We start from the raw sequence: 15,466 nt of genomic DNA, 5'->3' as shown, positions 1-15,466 counted from the left end.
AAAACTATGGGACAGCAGTGGCCTGTTGGCTCCTTTTTTGTGTCGAAAATCTATACGTTATGGTTAGTCGATTCTAACGCTTACATAACGTCCAGGAGCTGGTTCGATCTCTTTATAAGTATCATTACCTGTTGCAGCAGGTGCTGCTACTTTCTTGCCTGCACGTGCTTTCAACCAGTTAGCCCAGTGAGGCCACCATGAGCCTTCCTGACGCTCAGCGGTTTCTAACCAATGGTCTTCGCTCTTACCTTGCTCACCATTGATCCAGTAGTTACGGCGGTTTTTAGACGCTGGGTTGATAACACCAGCAACGTGACCACTCGCACCTAGTACGAATTCGTTCTTTCCTTTAAGTAATTCAGTTCCCTTGAAGGTACCGCCCCAAGGAGCAATGTGATCTTCAATGGTAGAAAGGAAGTAACAAGGGATCTTAATCTTGCCTAGATCAATCTTCTCGCCGCAGATGGTTAGGGCATCTTTCTTGGTTAGATTGTTTTCTAAGTACATGTTGTTCACGTAGAACGTGTACATGTTGGCAGGTAAGTTAGTTGAATCGCTGTTCCAGTAAAGGATGTCAAACGGAGGTGGCGTTTTACCTTTAAGGTAGTTGTTCACCACGTAAGACCAGATTAGATCATTCGAACGAAGCATGTTGAATGATGTAGCGAGTTCACGACCGCTTAAGTAACCCTGATTGGTAACTTTATCTTCAAGTTTCTTGACTTGCTGCTCATCGATGAAGACACATAGATCACCAGGATCTGTGAAATCTAGAAGCGTTGTAAAGAAAGTAGCAGAAGCGAATGTTGCGTCTTTACGGGCAGCCAATACAGCTAGAGCTGTTGTAAGCAATGTTCCGCCTACACACCAAGCAACACCATTAACCTTGTCTGCTTCAGTGATCTCTTTAACAACCTGAGAAGCTTTGATAATGCCTTTTTCTACGTAGTCGTCCCAGCTGATATCGCCTTGCTCAATCGTTGGGTTTAACCAAGAGATAAGAAAAGTCGTCTGGCCTTGATCAACACAGTACTTCACGTAAGAGTTACTCTCTTGAAGATCAAGAATGTAAAACTTGTTGATGCAAGGAGGGACAATCAAAGTTGGTCGTGTGAATGTTTCTTCAGTTGTTGGATTATACTGAATCAACTGGAACATTTCGTTTTCAAAAACGACAGAACCTTCACTTGTTGCAATGTTTTCACCTAGCACAAATGCAGATTCGTCCGTCATAGAGATACGGCCTTTATCTACATCGCCTAGAAGGTTTTTCATGCCATCGACAAGGCTTTGGCCTTTTGTCTCGAGAGCTTGTTGTAAAACTTCTGGGTTAGTCATTGCAAAGTTGGTCGGTGAAAGGGCATCGATATACTGCTGAGTGTAAAACTCTAGCTTCTTCTGCTCTTTCTCTGACAAGTTTGCATTAGCCGCCATCTCTTGCATAAGCTTAGAGCTAAGAAGATAAGATTGCTTGATATAACCAAAAATAGGGTTTTGAGACCATTCTTCCGCTTGGAAACGGCGGTCACCTTTTGCAGGTTCTGCTACGGCTGTAGCAGCCTTTCCTGTAAGAAGGTTTGTCCAAAGGTTCATCTGACTCTGTTGATAATCCGTGATAGCACGAACCCATACAGTTGGATCTTCCCAAGAACGGTTAGCTAACTCTGTCCATGACTGAGTGAATTTAGCAAAAATGTCTTCGCCACCAGAGGCTGAAAACATATCAAAAACCTTCTGTGTTTCTGTGTTCAGGTAATCAATAAATTCCTGAGGGTTTGAAAGCAGGTTGCTGCTATCCATTGGATCATCTTTCTTTGTCATATCGGTCTTCCATCTTGCTAGCTTCACATAATCGTTATGAATATGGAGGCACTGTTAGCAAATTACTTACTTAATTTTTTAGCATATGCTCGCAAAGTTGTATTTGCAAGAACGCAATCTTGGCTACCAGCATATTCTTGTGCAATGCAGTGTAGCAAGGTATTCCTTGGTCGAACACACTAAGGTGTTAAGACTAAAAGCTATGTTTTTACTGATAATAATGATGACTGATTTTATCGTTACTTTCCTTGATTTGCGTGCCTGATGGGGTTTTTAAAAGGTTTTTTACTGTTCGTAATTATATTTATGAGCTTATGCAGTTTTGTTTGTCTTCATGGATATTGATTGCCTGCGCTGCAGCATAATGTAAGCAAAAATAGCCTAAGTGATAGAAGTAAAAGGTGTTTTTCCTTTTGCGCTGTTCTTGTTCGTATCGCTTTGAATATCTAGTTGGGCATAGCTATGCGCTACAGTTGACGATGCTCTTTAGGCATAGATTCATAAGTGAGCAAGAGAAAGCGTGAGGGTTTGATTTCTCGTTTCTTACTACCGCTTAGAGTTTGACGAATATAAAATATTTCCCACAGTCAGGTTTGTGCGGTTGAATTTCTTTAAATTAGCGGCTGGAAGTAGCGTTTATAATGCGCCTTTCGTGTTTGATGCTGAATCTGTAAAGTTGCTTCTGAGAGTGTGTAAGTGTATTCGACTGCAATTTTTATTTGTAATAATAGAGATGTAGTGATCATTGAAATGAAATTGACTTATTTGAGGTGTAAGGTGATATGAGAGAACTAGAATTAATGGGGACTGTAGGTTGTCATCTATGTGAGGTTGCTGAAGCGGTTATCTCAACGCATACGGATATGACGAAATATGCTGTTTATCAGGTAGATATTGCCGGCGATGATGAATTGATGGAGCAATATGCCTTAACAATTCCTGTACTGGTTGATGTTCTAAGTGGAAATTCTCTACCTTGGCCTTTTGATGAGTCTTCATTAAATGTTTTTTTAGCTGGGCTTGCTAAACCAGATTAAAGAAACGTTGACAGTTTTTCTGTGTTTCTTCATTGAGTAGATTTAAGTCTTTACCCACGAGTGATGCCACCTTTTGCGCAATATGCGGTAAATGATTTGGGGTGTTACGCCTTGATTTAGGTTTTGGTTTCAAGTCTCTGGGGAGCAAATAAGGGGCGTCAGTCTCTAGCATAAGACGATCTGATGGGATCTCTTTGACAAGCTTTTGCAGCTCAGTACCTCTCCGTTCATCGCATATCCATCCTGTAATACCAATATATAGGTCCAAATCTAAATAGTTGTAAAGTTCCTTTTTTGATCCCGTAAAGCAGTGTGCAACGGCATCTTTAAAATGGTCCCGATAAGCTTTGAGCATTTCGAGTTGTTTTTGATGGGCGTCTCTTTCATGTAAAAAAAGTGGCCGTTTTAAAGTGCAAGCAAGCTCAAGTTGTTTTTCAAATGAACTTATTTGCTGTTCAGGTAATGAAAAATTACGGTTGAAGTCCAGACCTGTTTCACCTATAGCGAGGACATTGGCCTCTTTGGCTAAAGTACTCAGCTCTAGATGATCTGATTCCGAATGATCTTTGGCGTAGTGGGGGTGTATGCCGACAGTGCAATACAAGTGTTGCGGGTACTGTTGGCATAGCTCTATGGCCTGAATAGATTCCTGTAAGGTTGTTCCCGTGATAATGAGTCGTTCAATGCCTTGGGAAATGGCCTGTTGAATAACTTCGTTTCGATCCTTATCGAAACTGCTATCGGTTAAGTTAACGCCGATATCAGTCCATGAATATTGCTTTTCCATCTTTATCTCTAGTTTTAAAAAAATGAATCGATGAATGAAGAGCTTATGGGAAAGTCATAGGCTCTTTTGTGTATCTGAAATATAGAAGCTTAAAAAGCGGTTTTCTTGCTTTGATTCAATGCCAAAAGCTGAATCTGTTTTTCCGTTAGAAGACTTGCTTGTCTACCTTCGAGTTGGTCGTAAATAACTCTGAAGGCTAAAACATTTTGTACATACTTTCGAGTTTCAGTAAACGGAATGGTTTCTATCCAAATATCTAACGGAAGCTCTCCGCGCTGTTTAAGCCATTTTTTTACACGATGAGGGCCCGCATTATAGGCTGCGGCTGCGAAGGCTGGATTGTTGTCGAAACGTTTTAGCATATCTCCCAAGTAGGCTGAGCCAAGTGTGATATTAGTTTCAGGGTTGTATAGTTGGCTTGTGCGCTTATAAGGTACTTTGTGTTTACTCGCTGTTTCTTTTGCGGTTTTTGGCATTAATTGCATCAAGCCGCGAGCACCTACGCGGGATTGGGCGTTATAAAGAAAGGCGCTTTCTTGGCGTGCAATGGCAACGGGGAAGCTTAAATCTAATTCATTCTTCTGCGCGTACTTTTCGAATAAATCTGCGTGTGGGTGGGGGAAGCGGAGATCAATGTGATCCCAGCGTTTTGTTTTGGCTGCATTTATGATCGCCTGTAGGTGCCAATCCCAAGATTTAGCTAAATAACCGGCGACTGCAAACTCTTCCGGTGTCATTTTTGACAGTGCAGAATTCCATTCACGGTTGGCTTCAATTAAACGGCCCAAGGTAAAGAACTCTTTTGCACGTGCAACAGCTGGATGTTTAGAAAGCTCTGCTAGCTGTTCAGAGGTAGGGGCGTCACTTTTGGCATTGAGTTTGAAAGGGCTGTTATTCAGCTCAGCTGCAAGAAAGCCATAGAAGCTTCTGTCCTGGGATAAAAGCTCAAGTTCCTCTTTGTGATCGGTGCTTGGGGCTAAATGACGCTCAGCGATTAATTTCCAATATTGCCACTTAGGGTCAGATGCTTGCTCTGCATCCAGGTGTTTAACACCTTGTCGTACTGCTTCCCAGTCTTGATACACAAGAGCATTTCTTATGCGGACCTCATTCAAACTGTCAATTTTGTATTCAGGATCAAGCAGGGCAGAAAGTTTAATCCCTTGAGAGTAGTAGTTACGATTAAGTCTGAGCCCCATGTATTCAGTCACAGATTGTTGAGCTTCAATGGGCATTAATTCATCGCGGCTTTTGATCCATGCTTCTGTTGCTGCAATTGACTGTGATCTATACCACTTCTTGAATATTACCTTAGCTGCGATGACCTGCTGTTTTTGGGGCAGGGCGGCTAGGCGTTTTTTATTAATTGTTTGTGGTGAATCATAAAGGGCCCAAAATAGCTTCGTGCCTTCCTTATATTTCTTATCAGCGATTTTTTTATCTAGATAGCGCGCGAATTTTACATTGCCTTGTTCGACACTTAACCAAAAGCGTTCATTGGCTTCGCCAGAGGTCGGGCGGCCTGTAGCCATCCATGCTTTAAATAAGGGATCGCATGCAGTAGGTTGTGAGTAGCCGACAAGCCAAAGCTCTTTTGCTTTATCAAGAGCCTCTTTTTTCTGCTTTGCGGAGCCGTGTAGTAGCGCTTGCTGCTGTTTGCATTCGTAATGTACATGGTTAACAGGGTATTGGGTGAAATGCTGAGAATAAGCCCCCCACTTTTTTTGCTTGTTTAGATGATTAAGCCAAGTGCGATTTAGACGGCTGGCGATGGGTAAATCGCTATAAGTATCGATAAATTGACTAATATCTTGAGTCTTCGCACGGCTAAGCCCTTTTAATACTTCTTGATAGTCTAAATAAGGTGCAAGCGGGTAGTCGTTTAGTTGAGCGCGAAGCTTTCTGTAAGCAGATGTTTTGTTCTGTTTAAGTAATGATTCGGCTTGGGTGAATTGTTTACGTTGCTCTTCCAATGAGGCAAAAGCAGAGACCGATGTTAGTGAAATAGCAGAAAATGCTATGTAAGCGATAGAGTTGCGAAAAACACGGTGCATCATCAAATCCTATGATATTTCCTTTACCCTTGTTATACGGCAGTTTGAGGAGATTATTAAATAATAATTTGCCTGAATGCAGCATTTTCATGCATATAAATTAAAAACCAGTAGAATAGCCGCCTTCATAGAACAAAAGCTGAACAATCATGCCTCTGATTAGACTCGATAAAATTTCAATTGCCTTTGGCGCAAAACCCTTGCTGGATAACGTAGATTTTCAAATAGATCCAGGTGAACGTGTTGCTCTAGTAGGGCTCAATGGTGCAGGTAAATCTACTTTACTTAAAATCGTAGCTGGACATCATAAAGCTGACGGAGGGGAGTTCTGGGTTGCTCCTACTTGCCGTATCGCTGAATTACCGCAGGCGATGCCTGCTGCAGATGAGCGTAGAGTTAGAGATGTTGTGACCGCCGGGCTACAAGATATTTTGGCATTGCGTGAAGCTTATGATGAATTAGCTTCATCTTCTGATGTCGATATGAAGAAGCTTGATAAATTGCAGCATGAAATCGAAGCGGTCGATGGTTGGCACCTAGAACAGCGAGTTCAACGCGTAATTGAACAGCTGGAGTTACCAGGCGATAAGTTGATGTCAGAACTCTCTGGTGGTTGGAGACGAAGAACTGCGCTAGGAGCAGCGTTGGTGCAGCAGCCAGACTTACTGCTTTTAGATGAACCAACAAACCATCTGGATATTGAAACCATAGAGTGGTTAGAGCAACAGCTACTAGAGTTTAAGGGCGGGTTACTTATTGTTTCCCATGATAGATCTCTAGTCGATCGTTTATCAACACGCATTATCGAGCTTGATCGAGGTAATTTGGCGTCATTTCCGGGTAGTTATTCGGCTTACTTGGAACTTAAAGAGAAAATGCTTGAAGATGAAGAGAAGCAAAATGCTTTGTTTGACAAACGCTTGGCTCAAGAAGAGACGTGGATTCGCCAAGGGATTAAAGCACGTAGAACACGTAATGAGGGCCGTGTAAGAGCGCTTAAGCAGATGCGAAATGATCGTTCTGATCGACGAGAACGCAGTGGAAAGGCCAAATTTGCACTTGAGGAAGCTGCTCGTAGTGGCAAAATTGTTGCCGAATTACAGAATGTTGCACTGGGTTATGATGATAAAACATTGTTCAGTGATTTTGACTTCACACTGTTACGCGGAGATCGAGTTGGTTTAATTGGTCCAAACGGTGCAGGTAAAAGTAGTTTGTTGGGTGTTTTGCTAGGGAAACAAGAACCTGACAGCGGTGTTGTTAAATTGGGCACCAATATAAAAGTGGCCTATTTTGATCAGTTACGTGCACAGGTCGACCCAGAAAAAACGGTAATGGATAATATTGCTGAAGGCCGTGAAAGTATTACGATTAATGGGAAACAACGCCATCTAATCAGTTATTTGAATGATTTTATGTTTGCCCCTGAACGTGCGAGAACGCCGGTTAAAGCGTTATCGGGTGGTGAGACAAATAGGGTTTTGCTAGCAAAACTATTTAGTCAGCCAGCGAACTTACTCGTATTAGATGAGCCAACCAATGATCTGGATATCGAGACGCTCGAGCTGCTTGAAGAGATAATTCTTGATTTTGATGGCACCATTTTATTGGTAAGCCATGATCGTTCTTTTCTTGATAATGTGGTCACAAGTACCTTAGTTTTTGAGGAAGAGGCTGGGCTAAAAGAGTATGTTGGGGGCTATCAAGATTGGTTGCGTCAGCGTCCGGCACCTCAAGTGCAGACTACTAAAAAGAGTACAAAGGAAGTAAATAAGCCTGCAGAAACAGTCAAGAAAGTTAAAAAGAAAAAATTAAGTTATAAGATTCAGCGAGAACTTGATGAGTTACCTGGCGTACTCGAGTCTGCTGAAGAGGTTTTAGAAAAATTGCAGGCAGAAACAGGTCAAGCTGAATTTTATCAACAAGATCAAACTGTTGTGAATGAAACGCTTGAGCGGTTGCAAGAGCAAGAAGCCTTGGTGGAAACGCTGATGGAGCGTTGGGTTGAGCTAGAAGCAATGCAGGAAGAGTCATAGCTCTTCCTGCAGTAGCATTTACGCTAGCCGTTATTCTGTTCTTCTTGAATGCGAACTGCTAATACATCGCAGTTTGCTCCATGGAGCACGCCGTTGGCGGTAGAACCGAGTAAAAGGGCGATACCGTGACGGCCGTGGCTACCAACGATAATTAGATCCACATTCTCATTATCTGCTATTCGGTGTATTTCTGTTTCAGTTTGTCCGATTGATACCTGCTGACTTGCAACCGGATAATCTAGCTGGTTGCAGAATTTTGCAAGCTTGTCTTTTGCGTGATCATTTAGTTGCTCTTGGATTGAAGTTAAATCCATAGGTACATCTCCCCCATAAGCAAAGCTTAGAGGTTCTATAACGTGGAGGAGGTGTAACTCGGCCTTGTTAGATTTCGCAATTTCGCATGTTTTTTCTCGTAATTGATCTGATTCAGAAGAAAGATCTAATGCGAGTAAGATTTTGTTATAAGTACTCATGCTGTTATCCCCAGATAAGTTTTGTGGCTCGCTTCTGAGTAGCGATTGGATTCAGAATGGCTACTAATGAGATTAGCATAGAGCTTGCGGCTTTGTACTCTGTTAGACTTCTTCAAATTGATTCTTATCAAAAGTTTAAGGGGCATTGATCAGGGTAGAGCTTTTTCCGATCAGATCTTTAAAATTAGTGTTGTAAATTTACCGGAGTTGATTGCATGAAATGGATGATCATCGTTGTCATTATGATGTCCCTTATTGGCTCAATGATGTGGGTCATGCCTACCCCACGACAAAAATACCAAGCAGCTTTGAGATTGAAAGCTAAACAGATAGGTTTTTTAGTTCAGCTTGAAAAAGTGACGCCACCAAGGGCAAAAGGCGAAATGGAAGCCGAGTCCCGAGATATGACCGGGTACCGGGTATTAAGAACAGGGTTGAGTCGAGAAGCAAAGAACAACTTTAAGACTTGGCAGATATTCAGAGTTGAATCGATAGCGGATATCGGGCTTCCCTCCGGTTGGAGTTGGGGGGATGGTGAAAGAACATTAACGGATAGCCAGTTAGATACTTTATTAGAGGCAATTTCTAAGCTTCCTGCCGGCGTTTTTTCATTTGAATCCACTCCTGCTTATGTGGGTCTTCATTGGGATGAAGAGGGCGGCGATGAAGTGTTAGAGCAGCTTAAAGAGTTACTTGATGCATTCGTTAAAGAGGGGTTCTAAACATGACTGAACTGCCAAGGGGTCGCTATAAGCACTATAAAGGGCCTGAATATGAAGTTATCGATGTCGCTAGGCATTCTGAAACAGAAGAATGGCATGTGATTTATAGGCAGTGTTACGGTGATGAGGGGCTATGGATAAGGCCTTTGTCGATGTTTGTCGAGCTTGTGGATTTAGAGGATGGTACACAAACTCAACGATTTGCCTACTGCGGAAAAGCTTAGAGTAGACGATCTAGAGATTCAGCTAAAGAGCCGTGAGAGCGTGGCTTTTTCGGTTGGATCTCTTCAATCAAAGCGTCGACTTGTTCAAGCAGCGATTTTTTCTTTTGCATCGGTATATTGGCTTTTACCAAAAGTGCTTTTGCATGCCGGTAGTGGGATACGGCTGTCATCAAATCTGAATTTGCCTTAAATTTATTTCCCTGTACTAAATGGGCATCCGCTACCACGGTGATTCTTAACCAATACAGTTCTTGTTGGTAGCTCTTTGCCAAAATTAGCGTGATCTTCCCGCCCTTGGCTAGTTGCAGAACTAGCTTTTCTGAGAAGTTTATATAGATCTGTGCTCGTTTAAGAGAACGGTCACTGTCAAAAGAATCGGCAGATGGGGCCGCTCGATCAGCGCTATCTTTTTGTTCTGCTAGGCTTTTAAATAGTTCAGAATCGGGGGCCAGCAGTGCGACCTCTTCGAGTAGAATAGTGGCATGCTCATCAATTTTCTGGATGATCTCTATTTTACAGTTGGCTTCTCTAAGTACGGATAATGCTTGAAATATATGCTCAGCTTGCCCTTTAATCCAGGTTAAGCGTTTTTCTTTTGCTTCCTCTTGTTGTTCACGCGTAGTAATAACAAAATTGACAGTGATCGCAACGAGGCCGACGACTGCAATTAGAATTACAAGAAGAATATTGTCATTTAACATTTGGTTCTATTTGCCAGCTAAGAAAAGGGTTTGTAATGTTGATTATTGTGGCCTTTAAGACCGCATTGGTAAAGTTCTAGTTGATCCATTGGTCTACTTTTATCGCAATTGTAGCTTGACCATAGCATTCTCAACACTTATATATGCTCCCAATTATTATTTATTCAGTAGTCATCGAAAGAAGCGTTGTAGAATTTTGTACAGTATCGTAGGTTAAATAAAAGGCAAAATGTATATAGATACTTTTTATTTGGAATTTTGCCGTTGAGTTGTCGTTAAACTTAAATTATTTGAATTATGGCTTCTTTGATTATATAGCCCTGAGGAAAGAAGAACTCTATGGGAAAGTCTCTTGTTATCGTCGAGTCACCCGCTAAAGCGAAAACTATTAACAAATATTTGGGTAACCAATTTGTTGTAAAGTCTAGTGTGGGTCATATCCGTGACCTGCCTACAAGCGGTAGTACTAAAAAGACCGATCCAAAGGAAAGAGCTCGTTTAGCTGCTTTGACGCGTAAAATGTCGCCTGATGCTAAAGCTGCGCATAAGAAGAAAAAAGCGCGCGAACAGCTCATTGGTCGTATGGGGATCGATCCCGATAAAGGCTGGGATCCTCATTATGAAGTGCTGCCTGGTAAAGAGAAGGTTGTTGATGAGTTAAAGCGTTTAGCTCGAGATGCTGATGAAATCTATCTCGCGACCGATTTGGACCGTGAGGGAGAGGCGATCGCATGGCACCTACGCGAAGCGATTGGTGGTGATGAAGGTCGTTATCGTCGAGTTGTATTTAATGAGATTACAAAAAAGGCGATTAAAGGAGCTTTCGAAGAGCCTTCGTCTTTAGATATGGATCGTGTTAACGCTCAGCAAGCGCGTCGTTTTCTAGACAGAGTTGTGGGTTATATGGTTTCGCCTCTTTTGTGGGCGAAAGTAGCACGGGGTTTATCGGCAGGACGCGTACAGTCGGTGGCTGTAAAACTAGTTGTTGAGCGAGAAAAGTTAATTCGCGCTTTTATTCCTGAAGAATTTTGGGAAGTGCAGGTGAATGCGCTTACAGAATCTAAAGAGTCACTTAAGTTACAAGTACATCGTCACAATGGTGAAACGTTTAGACCCAACTCTGAAGCTGAAACTAAAGCGCACTTAGAGAGCTTACAGTCTGCTTCATTTGAGGTTCTAAATCGTAAAGATAGGCCTACGACGAGTAAGCCTTCCGCACCTTTTATTACGTCTACGCTGCAGCAAGCAGCAAGCACACGTCTTAGCTTTGGTGTTAAGAAGACGATGATGATGGCCCAGCGTTTGTATGAAGCGGGTTACATTACGTATATGCGTACAGATTCTACAAACTTAAGTGCAGAAGCTGTGGCGACTTGCCGTGAATATATTGGTGACCATTTTGGTAGCAAATATCTTCCAGAAAATGCCATTAGTTACAGCAGTAAAGAGGGCGCTCAAGAGGCCCATGAGGCGATTCGCCCTTCCGATGTAACGATCGAAGCGACTGCACTGAAAGGTATGGATCGAGACGCTGAGCGCTTGTATGAGCTTATTCGTCGTCAGTTCTTAGCTTGTCAGATGACGCCTGCTAAGTTTTTGAGTACACGAGTGACTGTTGCGGCAGGTGAGTTTGAACTCGTGACTAAGGGACGTATCCTGCAGTTTGATGGCTATACACGTGTTATGCCAGCTAAAGGTAAGGGTGAGGAAGATATCATTCTTCCTGACGTTAAGGCGGGTGAAAGCCTTGCGTTGCAGGAATTGTTACCGAAACAGCATTTTACAAAGCCAACCCCGCGTTTTACGGAAGCGAGTTTGGTTAAAGAACTTGAAAAGCAGGGTATTGGTCGCCCTTCCACTTATGCGGCGATTATTTCTACGATACAGGATCGTGGTTATGTTCAAGTTCAGAATCGACGTTTCTATGCCCAGAAGATGGGAGATATTGTCGTTGAACGTTTAGGTGAGAATTTCTCTGACCTGATGGATTACGGTTTTACCGCGCGCATGGAAGAGAGCTTAGATGATGTGGCTGAAGGTAAAGCTGATTGGAAAGCTTTGTTGGATGAATTCTATGCGGATTTTTCTAGCAAGTTGGAAGAGGCGCAGAGTGAAGAGAACGGTATGCGTCTTAATGATCCTACCGAGACTGATATAAGCTGCCCTGATTGTGGTCGAGATATGATGATTCGAACTGCGAGCACAGGCGTATTTTTGGGGTGCTCTGGCTACAGTTTGCCTCCAAAGGAACGTTGCAAATGCACTATCAATCTTATTTCAGGTGATGAGGTTGTCAGTGTGGACGGCGATGATGAAGAGGAATCCCGTATTCTTCGAAACAAGCATCGTTGTGATATATGCGATTCTGCGATGGATTCTTACCTTATTGATGAAAAACGTAAGCTGCATGTTTGTGGTAATAACCCAGACTGTTCAGGGTTTGAGGTTGAAGTCGGTGAGTACAAGATCAAAGGCTATGATGGTCCTGTATTAGAGTGCGATAAATGTAGTGCTGAAATGCAGTTGAAAACAGGGCGTTTTGGTAAGTATTTTGGTTGTACTGAGTGTAAAAATACACGTAAGTTACTGAGAAGTGGTGAAGCTGCTCCGCCTAAAATGGATCCTGTTCCTATGCCTGAACTCGAATGCGAGAAGGTGGAGGATACCTATATTTTGCGTGATGGAGCGTCAGGTCTTTTCTTAGCTGCGAGTCAGTTTCCGCGTAACAGAGAAACGCGTGCACCTAAAATAGTCGAGCTACTACCACATAAAACTGAAATTGATCCTAAATATGAGTTCCTTTTTAGTGCTCCAGAAAGAGATGGTGAAGGTAATTTAACGGTTGTTCGTTATAGTCGAAAGACAAAGGAACAGTACGTTATGACCGAGGTCAATGGTAAAGCAAGTGGTTGGCGTGCATTCTATCGTGATGGGACGTGGGTTATAGAAGAAGCCCGCAAAAAAACTAAGAAGAAATAGTTAGGAATCAGTGGGTCTATCATGAGCGGTATATATTTAGCACGGACTAATCAGAAGTTGAGTTTTACTCGTATTCATCTTGATCGCTTAAAGCAAGCTCAAGATGATACGAGTTGGAATAAGCATGCGTTGATTGAGTCGTACAATGAGTCAGTCCTATTTCATATGACATCTGCCTACGATGCTTTTTTAAGAGAGATTGCAGAAGCTTATTCGGTTGATACTGAGTCTCTAGATGGCTATCGCTCTTTAGCCGCTGAACTTGAAGTGACAGGGGTTGAAAGCCCTGAGCTGAAACAGCTTACGCAGCTAGAAGTTGATGATACGGGGTGGCTACATAAACTGATGGCTGCCTATGAAGCATGCTGGCATGGTGCAGATAAGCAGAGTTCCATAACTGAAACGAATAGTGTGTCTGAGATCCATGTACTGCAGGTAAACCCCGATCATGCAGAAGATGAGGCCATTATTAGCGAATATGAAAATTGGTTTTTGGCTTTATCTGAGTTGATTGATTCGCTTAGAGAAGGCATGCAGGAGTGGTAACAAAGTGTCAGGTTTAACATCAGAAATGGTATTGGAAATCATTGAATTAGAAAATGGCGAATTAGCTATCAGGAATGCTGATAGTGACGATGAGCCAATGATTAAGGTTAATTTTTCTGAAGAACTTAGGGATAAGTTAAGCGGAGAGTACCTTGATGTTGCAAGAGTGATGTTAACTGCAGGTATTCAAATGGTTGCAGAGACTGGCTTAGAGTTAAATGAGAAAGAAGAGCCTGAGCCTGAACCAACTATCCACTAGGTAACCTAAAAGTAGTAAAGAAACCTTTTAAAAAGTAATTAGCTAAAAGGTTTCTTTCAATCTATTAAGTTCAAATCTGAATCCTGTTAGATATATTAGCTGTGTTGTCTACGTCTAATGATAATGCCGTGACTCTGACCTTCCTTAGCGGCTCCTTCTAATTCGTTTAGCTCTTCCTCTGAAAGGTAACCAGGCCAAGAGATAACAGAGTGGCTAGTGCCTGTACTCAATGCTTGTTTAGCTAATGCGTAAGTGCTGTGTTTATTATCTGGATTTAGCAAAATCACTTTATTCAGATCAATACCCGCATCGAGTAATAATTGTTTTGGTAGCAATACGGGTGGTGCTATCCATACGAACCAGCGATCGTCTTGGCTTAGTTGAGCTAGTAGAGGCATTAGCATCGGGATATTAGAAAAATTATCATCCTGAACGACGATTTCTGTGACACTTCCAGCTAAATCCGATTTTGCTGTTGGCTTTTTTGTTACAATTTTAGCAACTTTTCTTTTTGCTTTAGCTGTTACGAAAATTGAAGATGAGTTGCTGTTTGCTGAAAGTGCCATCATATCAGTTACCTCTACGAATTACGCCAACGCTTAACCCTTCAATAGCAATGTTCTGCTCTTTTAGATCAATAATAATAGGTTCAAAATCTTCGTTTTCTGCGATTAAATAGACGATGTTGCCCTTTTTCTTAAAGCGCTTAACGGTAACTTCATCCTCTATTCGTGCGACTACAATTTGTCCGTCCTTTGCTGTTTGGCATTGATGTACAGCAAGTAGATCGCCATTCATGATGCCAACATTCTTCATGCTTTCGCCTTTGACTCTAAGTAAATAGTCAGCCTTTGGTTGGAAAAAGTCAGAAGAAATTGTGCAATGGTCTTCTAAGTGCTCTTCTGCAAGAATAGGCGAGCCAGCAGCGACTTGACCAATTATAGGAAGTCCCAAATCTTTTTCTTGTTCAAGTTCGGGTATTCTTATTCCTCTTGATGTGCCTGGAATAATCTCAATAGCACCTTTCTTAGCAAGGGCTTTCATGTGTTCCTCAGCAGCATTAGCTGATCGGAATCCAAGATCTTTTGCAATATCAGCGCGTGTTGGAGGATAGCCTGTATCTTCGATATGGCGCTTAATGCATTCTAGAACTTCTGTCTGTCGTTTAGTTAGCTTCATAATCGTTGTCTGTTTGTTTATACAGTAGGTGTATTTTTATACAGTATTTATCATTTGTAAAGTAACTTATGTTTTTTTATACAGTGTTTTTGTTATTCGGACCTCTGAACTGTTAGAATTATGCGGTCAATTTTGCTAGGTAACCTTTGTGTTAGATAAGCCATTAAAACAGTCAATCCAGCAGGCCTATAGTGCTTTTTTGAGTAATCGAGGTCTTAAGTCACGTTATGGTCAGAAAATGATGATTGCGGAGATTGCTAGGACGTTGGCAGCAATCTCTCAAAACAGTGAGGGAGAACGTTCTGGTGGTTCGCATATCAGTGTGACAGAAGCTGGAACAGGGACAGGTAAAACTTTAGCTTACCTATTAGCCTCAGTGCCTGTGGCTCAGCAACGTAAGAAGAAGGTTGTTGTGTCAACAGCGACGGTCGCTTTACAGGAACAGTTGATCATGAAAGATCTGCCTCAATTAGTTTCAGAGGCGGGTGTTAATCTTACCTATGGTTTAGCTAAGGGGCGTGGACGATATTTCTGTATTTCTAACGCTGAAAAGGTTTTGGAGCAGCAAAATGAGTTAGGGCAGATCGCATTATACGAGGATGAAGTTGCTTTAAAAATTGGTAAATCTGATATCGCTGAAGTTAAAGA

The 15,466-nt window shown here is 42.1% G+C and carries 15 protein-coding genes; 8 read left to right on the top strand and 7 right to left on the bottom strand.

What is annotated here, in order from left to right:
* Window positions 1-63: 63 nt before the first annotated feature.
* Window positions 64-1,821 carry a PHA/PHB synthase family protein gene (locus tag B4K11_RS08700; protein WP_292950665.1) on the bottom strand — a complete coding sequence of 586 codons (1,758 nt, stop codon included), beginning with the start codon at window positions 1,819-1,821 and terminating at the stop codon, window positions 64-66.
* Between the two features lie 782 nt (window positions 1,822-2,603).
* On the opposite strand from B4K11_RS08700, the gene B4K11_RS08695 reads away from it, so the two are divergent.
* Window positions 2,604-2,858, top strand: coding sequence for a glutaredoxin family protein (locus B4K11_RS08695; RefSeq protein WP_292950667.1), 255 nt, complete (start codon window positions 2,604-2,606; stop codon window positions 2,856-2,858).
* On the opposite strand, the gene B4K11_RS08690 is transcribed toward B4K11_RS08695, so the two are convergent.
* Both B4K11_RS08690 and B4K11_RS08685 read right to left on the bottom strand, forming a co-directional pair.
* Window positions 2,845-3,645 carry a TatD family hydrolase gene (locus tag B4K11_RS08690; RefSeq protein ID WP_292950669.1) on the bottom strand — a complete coding sequence of 267 codons (801 nt, stop codon included), beginning with the start codon at window positions 3,643-3,645 and terminating at the stop codon, window positions 2,845-2,847. The two genes, B4K11_RS08695 and B4K11_RS08690, sit on opposite strands and share 14 nt — an antisense overlap.
* Window positions 3,646-3,734: 89 nt before the next feature.
* Window positions 3,735-5,702, bottom strand: coding sequence for a transglycosylase SLT domain-containing protein (locus B4K11_RS08685; RefSeq protein WP_292950671.1), 1,968 nt, complete (start codon window positions 5,700-5,702; stop codon window positions 3,735-3,737).
* A gap of 146 nt (window positions 5,703-5,848) precedes the next feature.
* On the opposite strand from B4K11_RS08685, the gene B4K11_RS08680 reads away from it, so the two are divergent.
* Window positions 5,849-7,735: an ATP-binding cassette domain-containing protein gene (locus B4K11_RS08680; protein ID WP_292959328.1), complete on the top strand. Its 1,887-nt coding sequence runs from the start codon at window positions 5,849-5,851 to the stop codon at window positions 7,733-7,735.
* A 23-nt stretch (window positions 7,736-7,758) separates the two neighbouring features.
* Here the strand turns inward: B4K11_RS08680 and B4K11_RS08675 are convergent, their stop codons facing one another.
* Complete coding sequence (locus B4K11_RS08675; RefSeq protein WP_292959327.1) at window positions 7,759-8,208, bottom strand: universal stress protein; 450 nt, start codon at window positions 8,206-8,208, stop codon at window positions 7,759-7,761.
* Window positions 8,209-8,423: 215 nt separating this feature from the next.
* Between B4K11_RS08675 and B4K11_RS08670 the strand changes: the two genes are divergently transcribed.
* A complete protein-coding gene (locus B4K11_RS08670) occupies window positions 8,424-8,930 on the top strand; it encodes a hypothetical protein (protein ID WP_292959326.1) in 507 nt (168 codons plus the stop codon).
* A gap of 2 nt (window positions 8,931-8,932) precedes the next feature.
* A complete protein-coding gene (locus B4K11_RS08665; protein ID WP_292955095.1) occupies window positions 8,933-9,154 on the top strand; it encodes a DUF1653 domain-containing protein in 222 nt (73 codons plus the stop codon).
* On the opposite strand, the gene B4K11_RS08660 is transcribed toward B4K11_RS08665, so the two are convergent.
* Entirely contained in the window at window positions 9,151-9,855 is a 705-nt protein-coding gene (locus tag B4K11_RS08660; protein ID WP_292955098.1) for a DNA topoisomerase I, read from the bottom strand. The two genes, B4K11_RS08665 and B4K11_RS08660, sit on opposite strands and share 4 nt — an antisense overlap.
* A 339-nt stretch (window positions 9,856-10,194) precedes the next feature.
* On the opposite strand from B4K11_RS08660, the gene topA reads away from it, so the two are divergent.
* Genes topA through B4K11_RS08645 form a run of 3 tightly spaced genes read left to right on the top strand, consistent with a single transcriptional unit; the run spans window position 10,195 to window position 13,639 of the window.
* Complete coding sequence (gene topA / locus B4K11_RS08655) at window positions 10,195-12,834, top strand: type I DNA topoisomerase (protein ID WP_292955100.1); 2,640 nt, start codon at window positions 10,195-10,197, stop codon at window positions 12,832-12,834.
* 21 nt (window positions 12,835-12,855) lie between these two features.
* Entirely contained in the window at window positions 12,856-13,380 is a 525-nt protein-coding gene (locus tag B4K11_RS08650) for a DUF6586 family protein (protein ID WP_292955103.1), read from the top strand.
* Window positions 13,381-13,384: 4 nt separating this feature from the next.
* Window positions 13,385-13,639 (top strand): hypothetical protein, encoded by a 255-nt coding sequence (locus B4K11_RS08645; RefSeq protein ID WP_292955106.1) that lies wholly within the window; start codon window positions 13,385-13,387, stop codon window positions 13,637-13,639.
* A gap of 95 nt (window positions 13,640-13,734) precedes the next feature.
* Here B4K11_RS08645 and B4K11_RS08640 read toward each other — a convergent pair whose 3' ends face one another.
* Entirely contained in the window at window positions 13,735-14,208 is a 474-nt protein-coding gene (locus B4K11_RS08640; protein ID WP_292955109.1) for a cell division inhibitor SulA, read from the bottom strand.
* Window position 14,209: 1 nt separating this feature from the next.
* Complete coding sequence (gene lexA / locus B4K11_RS08635; RefSeq protein WP_348703198.1) at window positions 14,210-14,821, bottom strand: transcriptional repressor LexA; 612 nt, start codon at window positions 14,819-14,821, stop codon at window positions 14,210-14,212.
* A 145-nt stretch (window positions 14,822-14,966) separates the two neighbouring features.
* Here lexA and B4K11_RS08630 point away from each other — a divergent pair.
* Window positions 14,967-15,466: DEAD/DEAH box helicase (locus B4K11_RS08630; RefSeq protein ID WP_349680088.1), on the top strand; the 500-nt coding region annotated here is incomplete at its 3' end.

The organism is Neptuniibacter sp. UBA6509, from assembly GCA_002435145.1.
GTDB lineage: Bacteria > Pseudomonadota > Gammaproteobacteria > Pseudomonadales > Balneatricaceae > Neptuniibacter.
The sequence above is the reverse complement of the archived record's forward strand: the minus strand, read 5'-3'. Positions and strand labels throughout refer to the sequence as shown.

Bases quoted from the DNA above. Each gene is read 5' to 3' on its own strand.
- topA (WP_292955100.1), top strand. From the start codon at position 10,195: ATGGGAAAGTCTCTTGTTATCGTCGAGTCACCCGCTAAAGCGAAAACT.
- B4K11_RS08690 (WP_292950669.1), bottom strand. From the start codon at position 3,645: ATGGAAAAGCAATATTCATGGACTGATATCGGCGTTAACTTAACCGAT.
- B4K11_RS08695 (WP_292950667.1), top strand. From the start codon at position 2,604: ATGAGAGAACTAGAATTAATGGGGACTGTAGGTTGTCATCTATGTGAG.
- B4K11_RS08640 (WP_292955109.1), bottom strand. From the start codon at position 14,208: ATGATGGCACTTTCAGCAAACAGCAACTCATCTTCAATTTTCGTAACA.
- B4K11_RS08650 (WP_292955103.1), top strand. From the start codon at position 12,856: ATGAGCGGTATATATTTAGCACGGACTAATCAGAAGTTGAGTTTTACT.
- B4K11_RS08670 (WP_292959326.1), top strand. From the start codon at position 8,424: ATGAAATGGATGATCATCGTTGTCATTATGATGTCCCTTATTGGCTCA.
- B4K11_RS08675 (WP_292959327.1), bottom strand. From the start codon at position 8,208: ATGAGTACTTATAACAAAATCTTACTCGCATTAGATCTTTCTTCTGAA.
- B4K11_RS08685 (WP_292950671.1), bottom strand. From the start codon at position 5,702: ATGATGCACCGTGTTTTTCGCAACTCTATCGCTTACATAGCATTTTCT.
- B4K11_RS08665 (WP_292955095.1), top strand. From the start codon at position 8,933: ATGACTGAACTGCCAAGGGGTCGCTATAAGCACTATAAAGGGCCTGAA.
- B4K11_RS08660 (WP_292955098.1), bottom strand. From the start codon at position 9,855: ATGTTAAATGACAATATTCTTCTTGTAATTCTAATTGCAGTCGTCGGC.
- B4K11_RS08700 (WP_292950665.1), bottom strand. From the start codon at position 1,821: ATGACAAAGAAAGATGATCCAATGGATAGCAGCAACCTGCTTTCAAAC.
- B4K11_RS08680 (WP_292959328.1), top strand. From the start codon at position 5,849: ATGCCTCTGATTAGACTCGATAAAATTTCAATTGCCTTTGGCGCAAAA.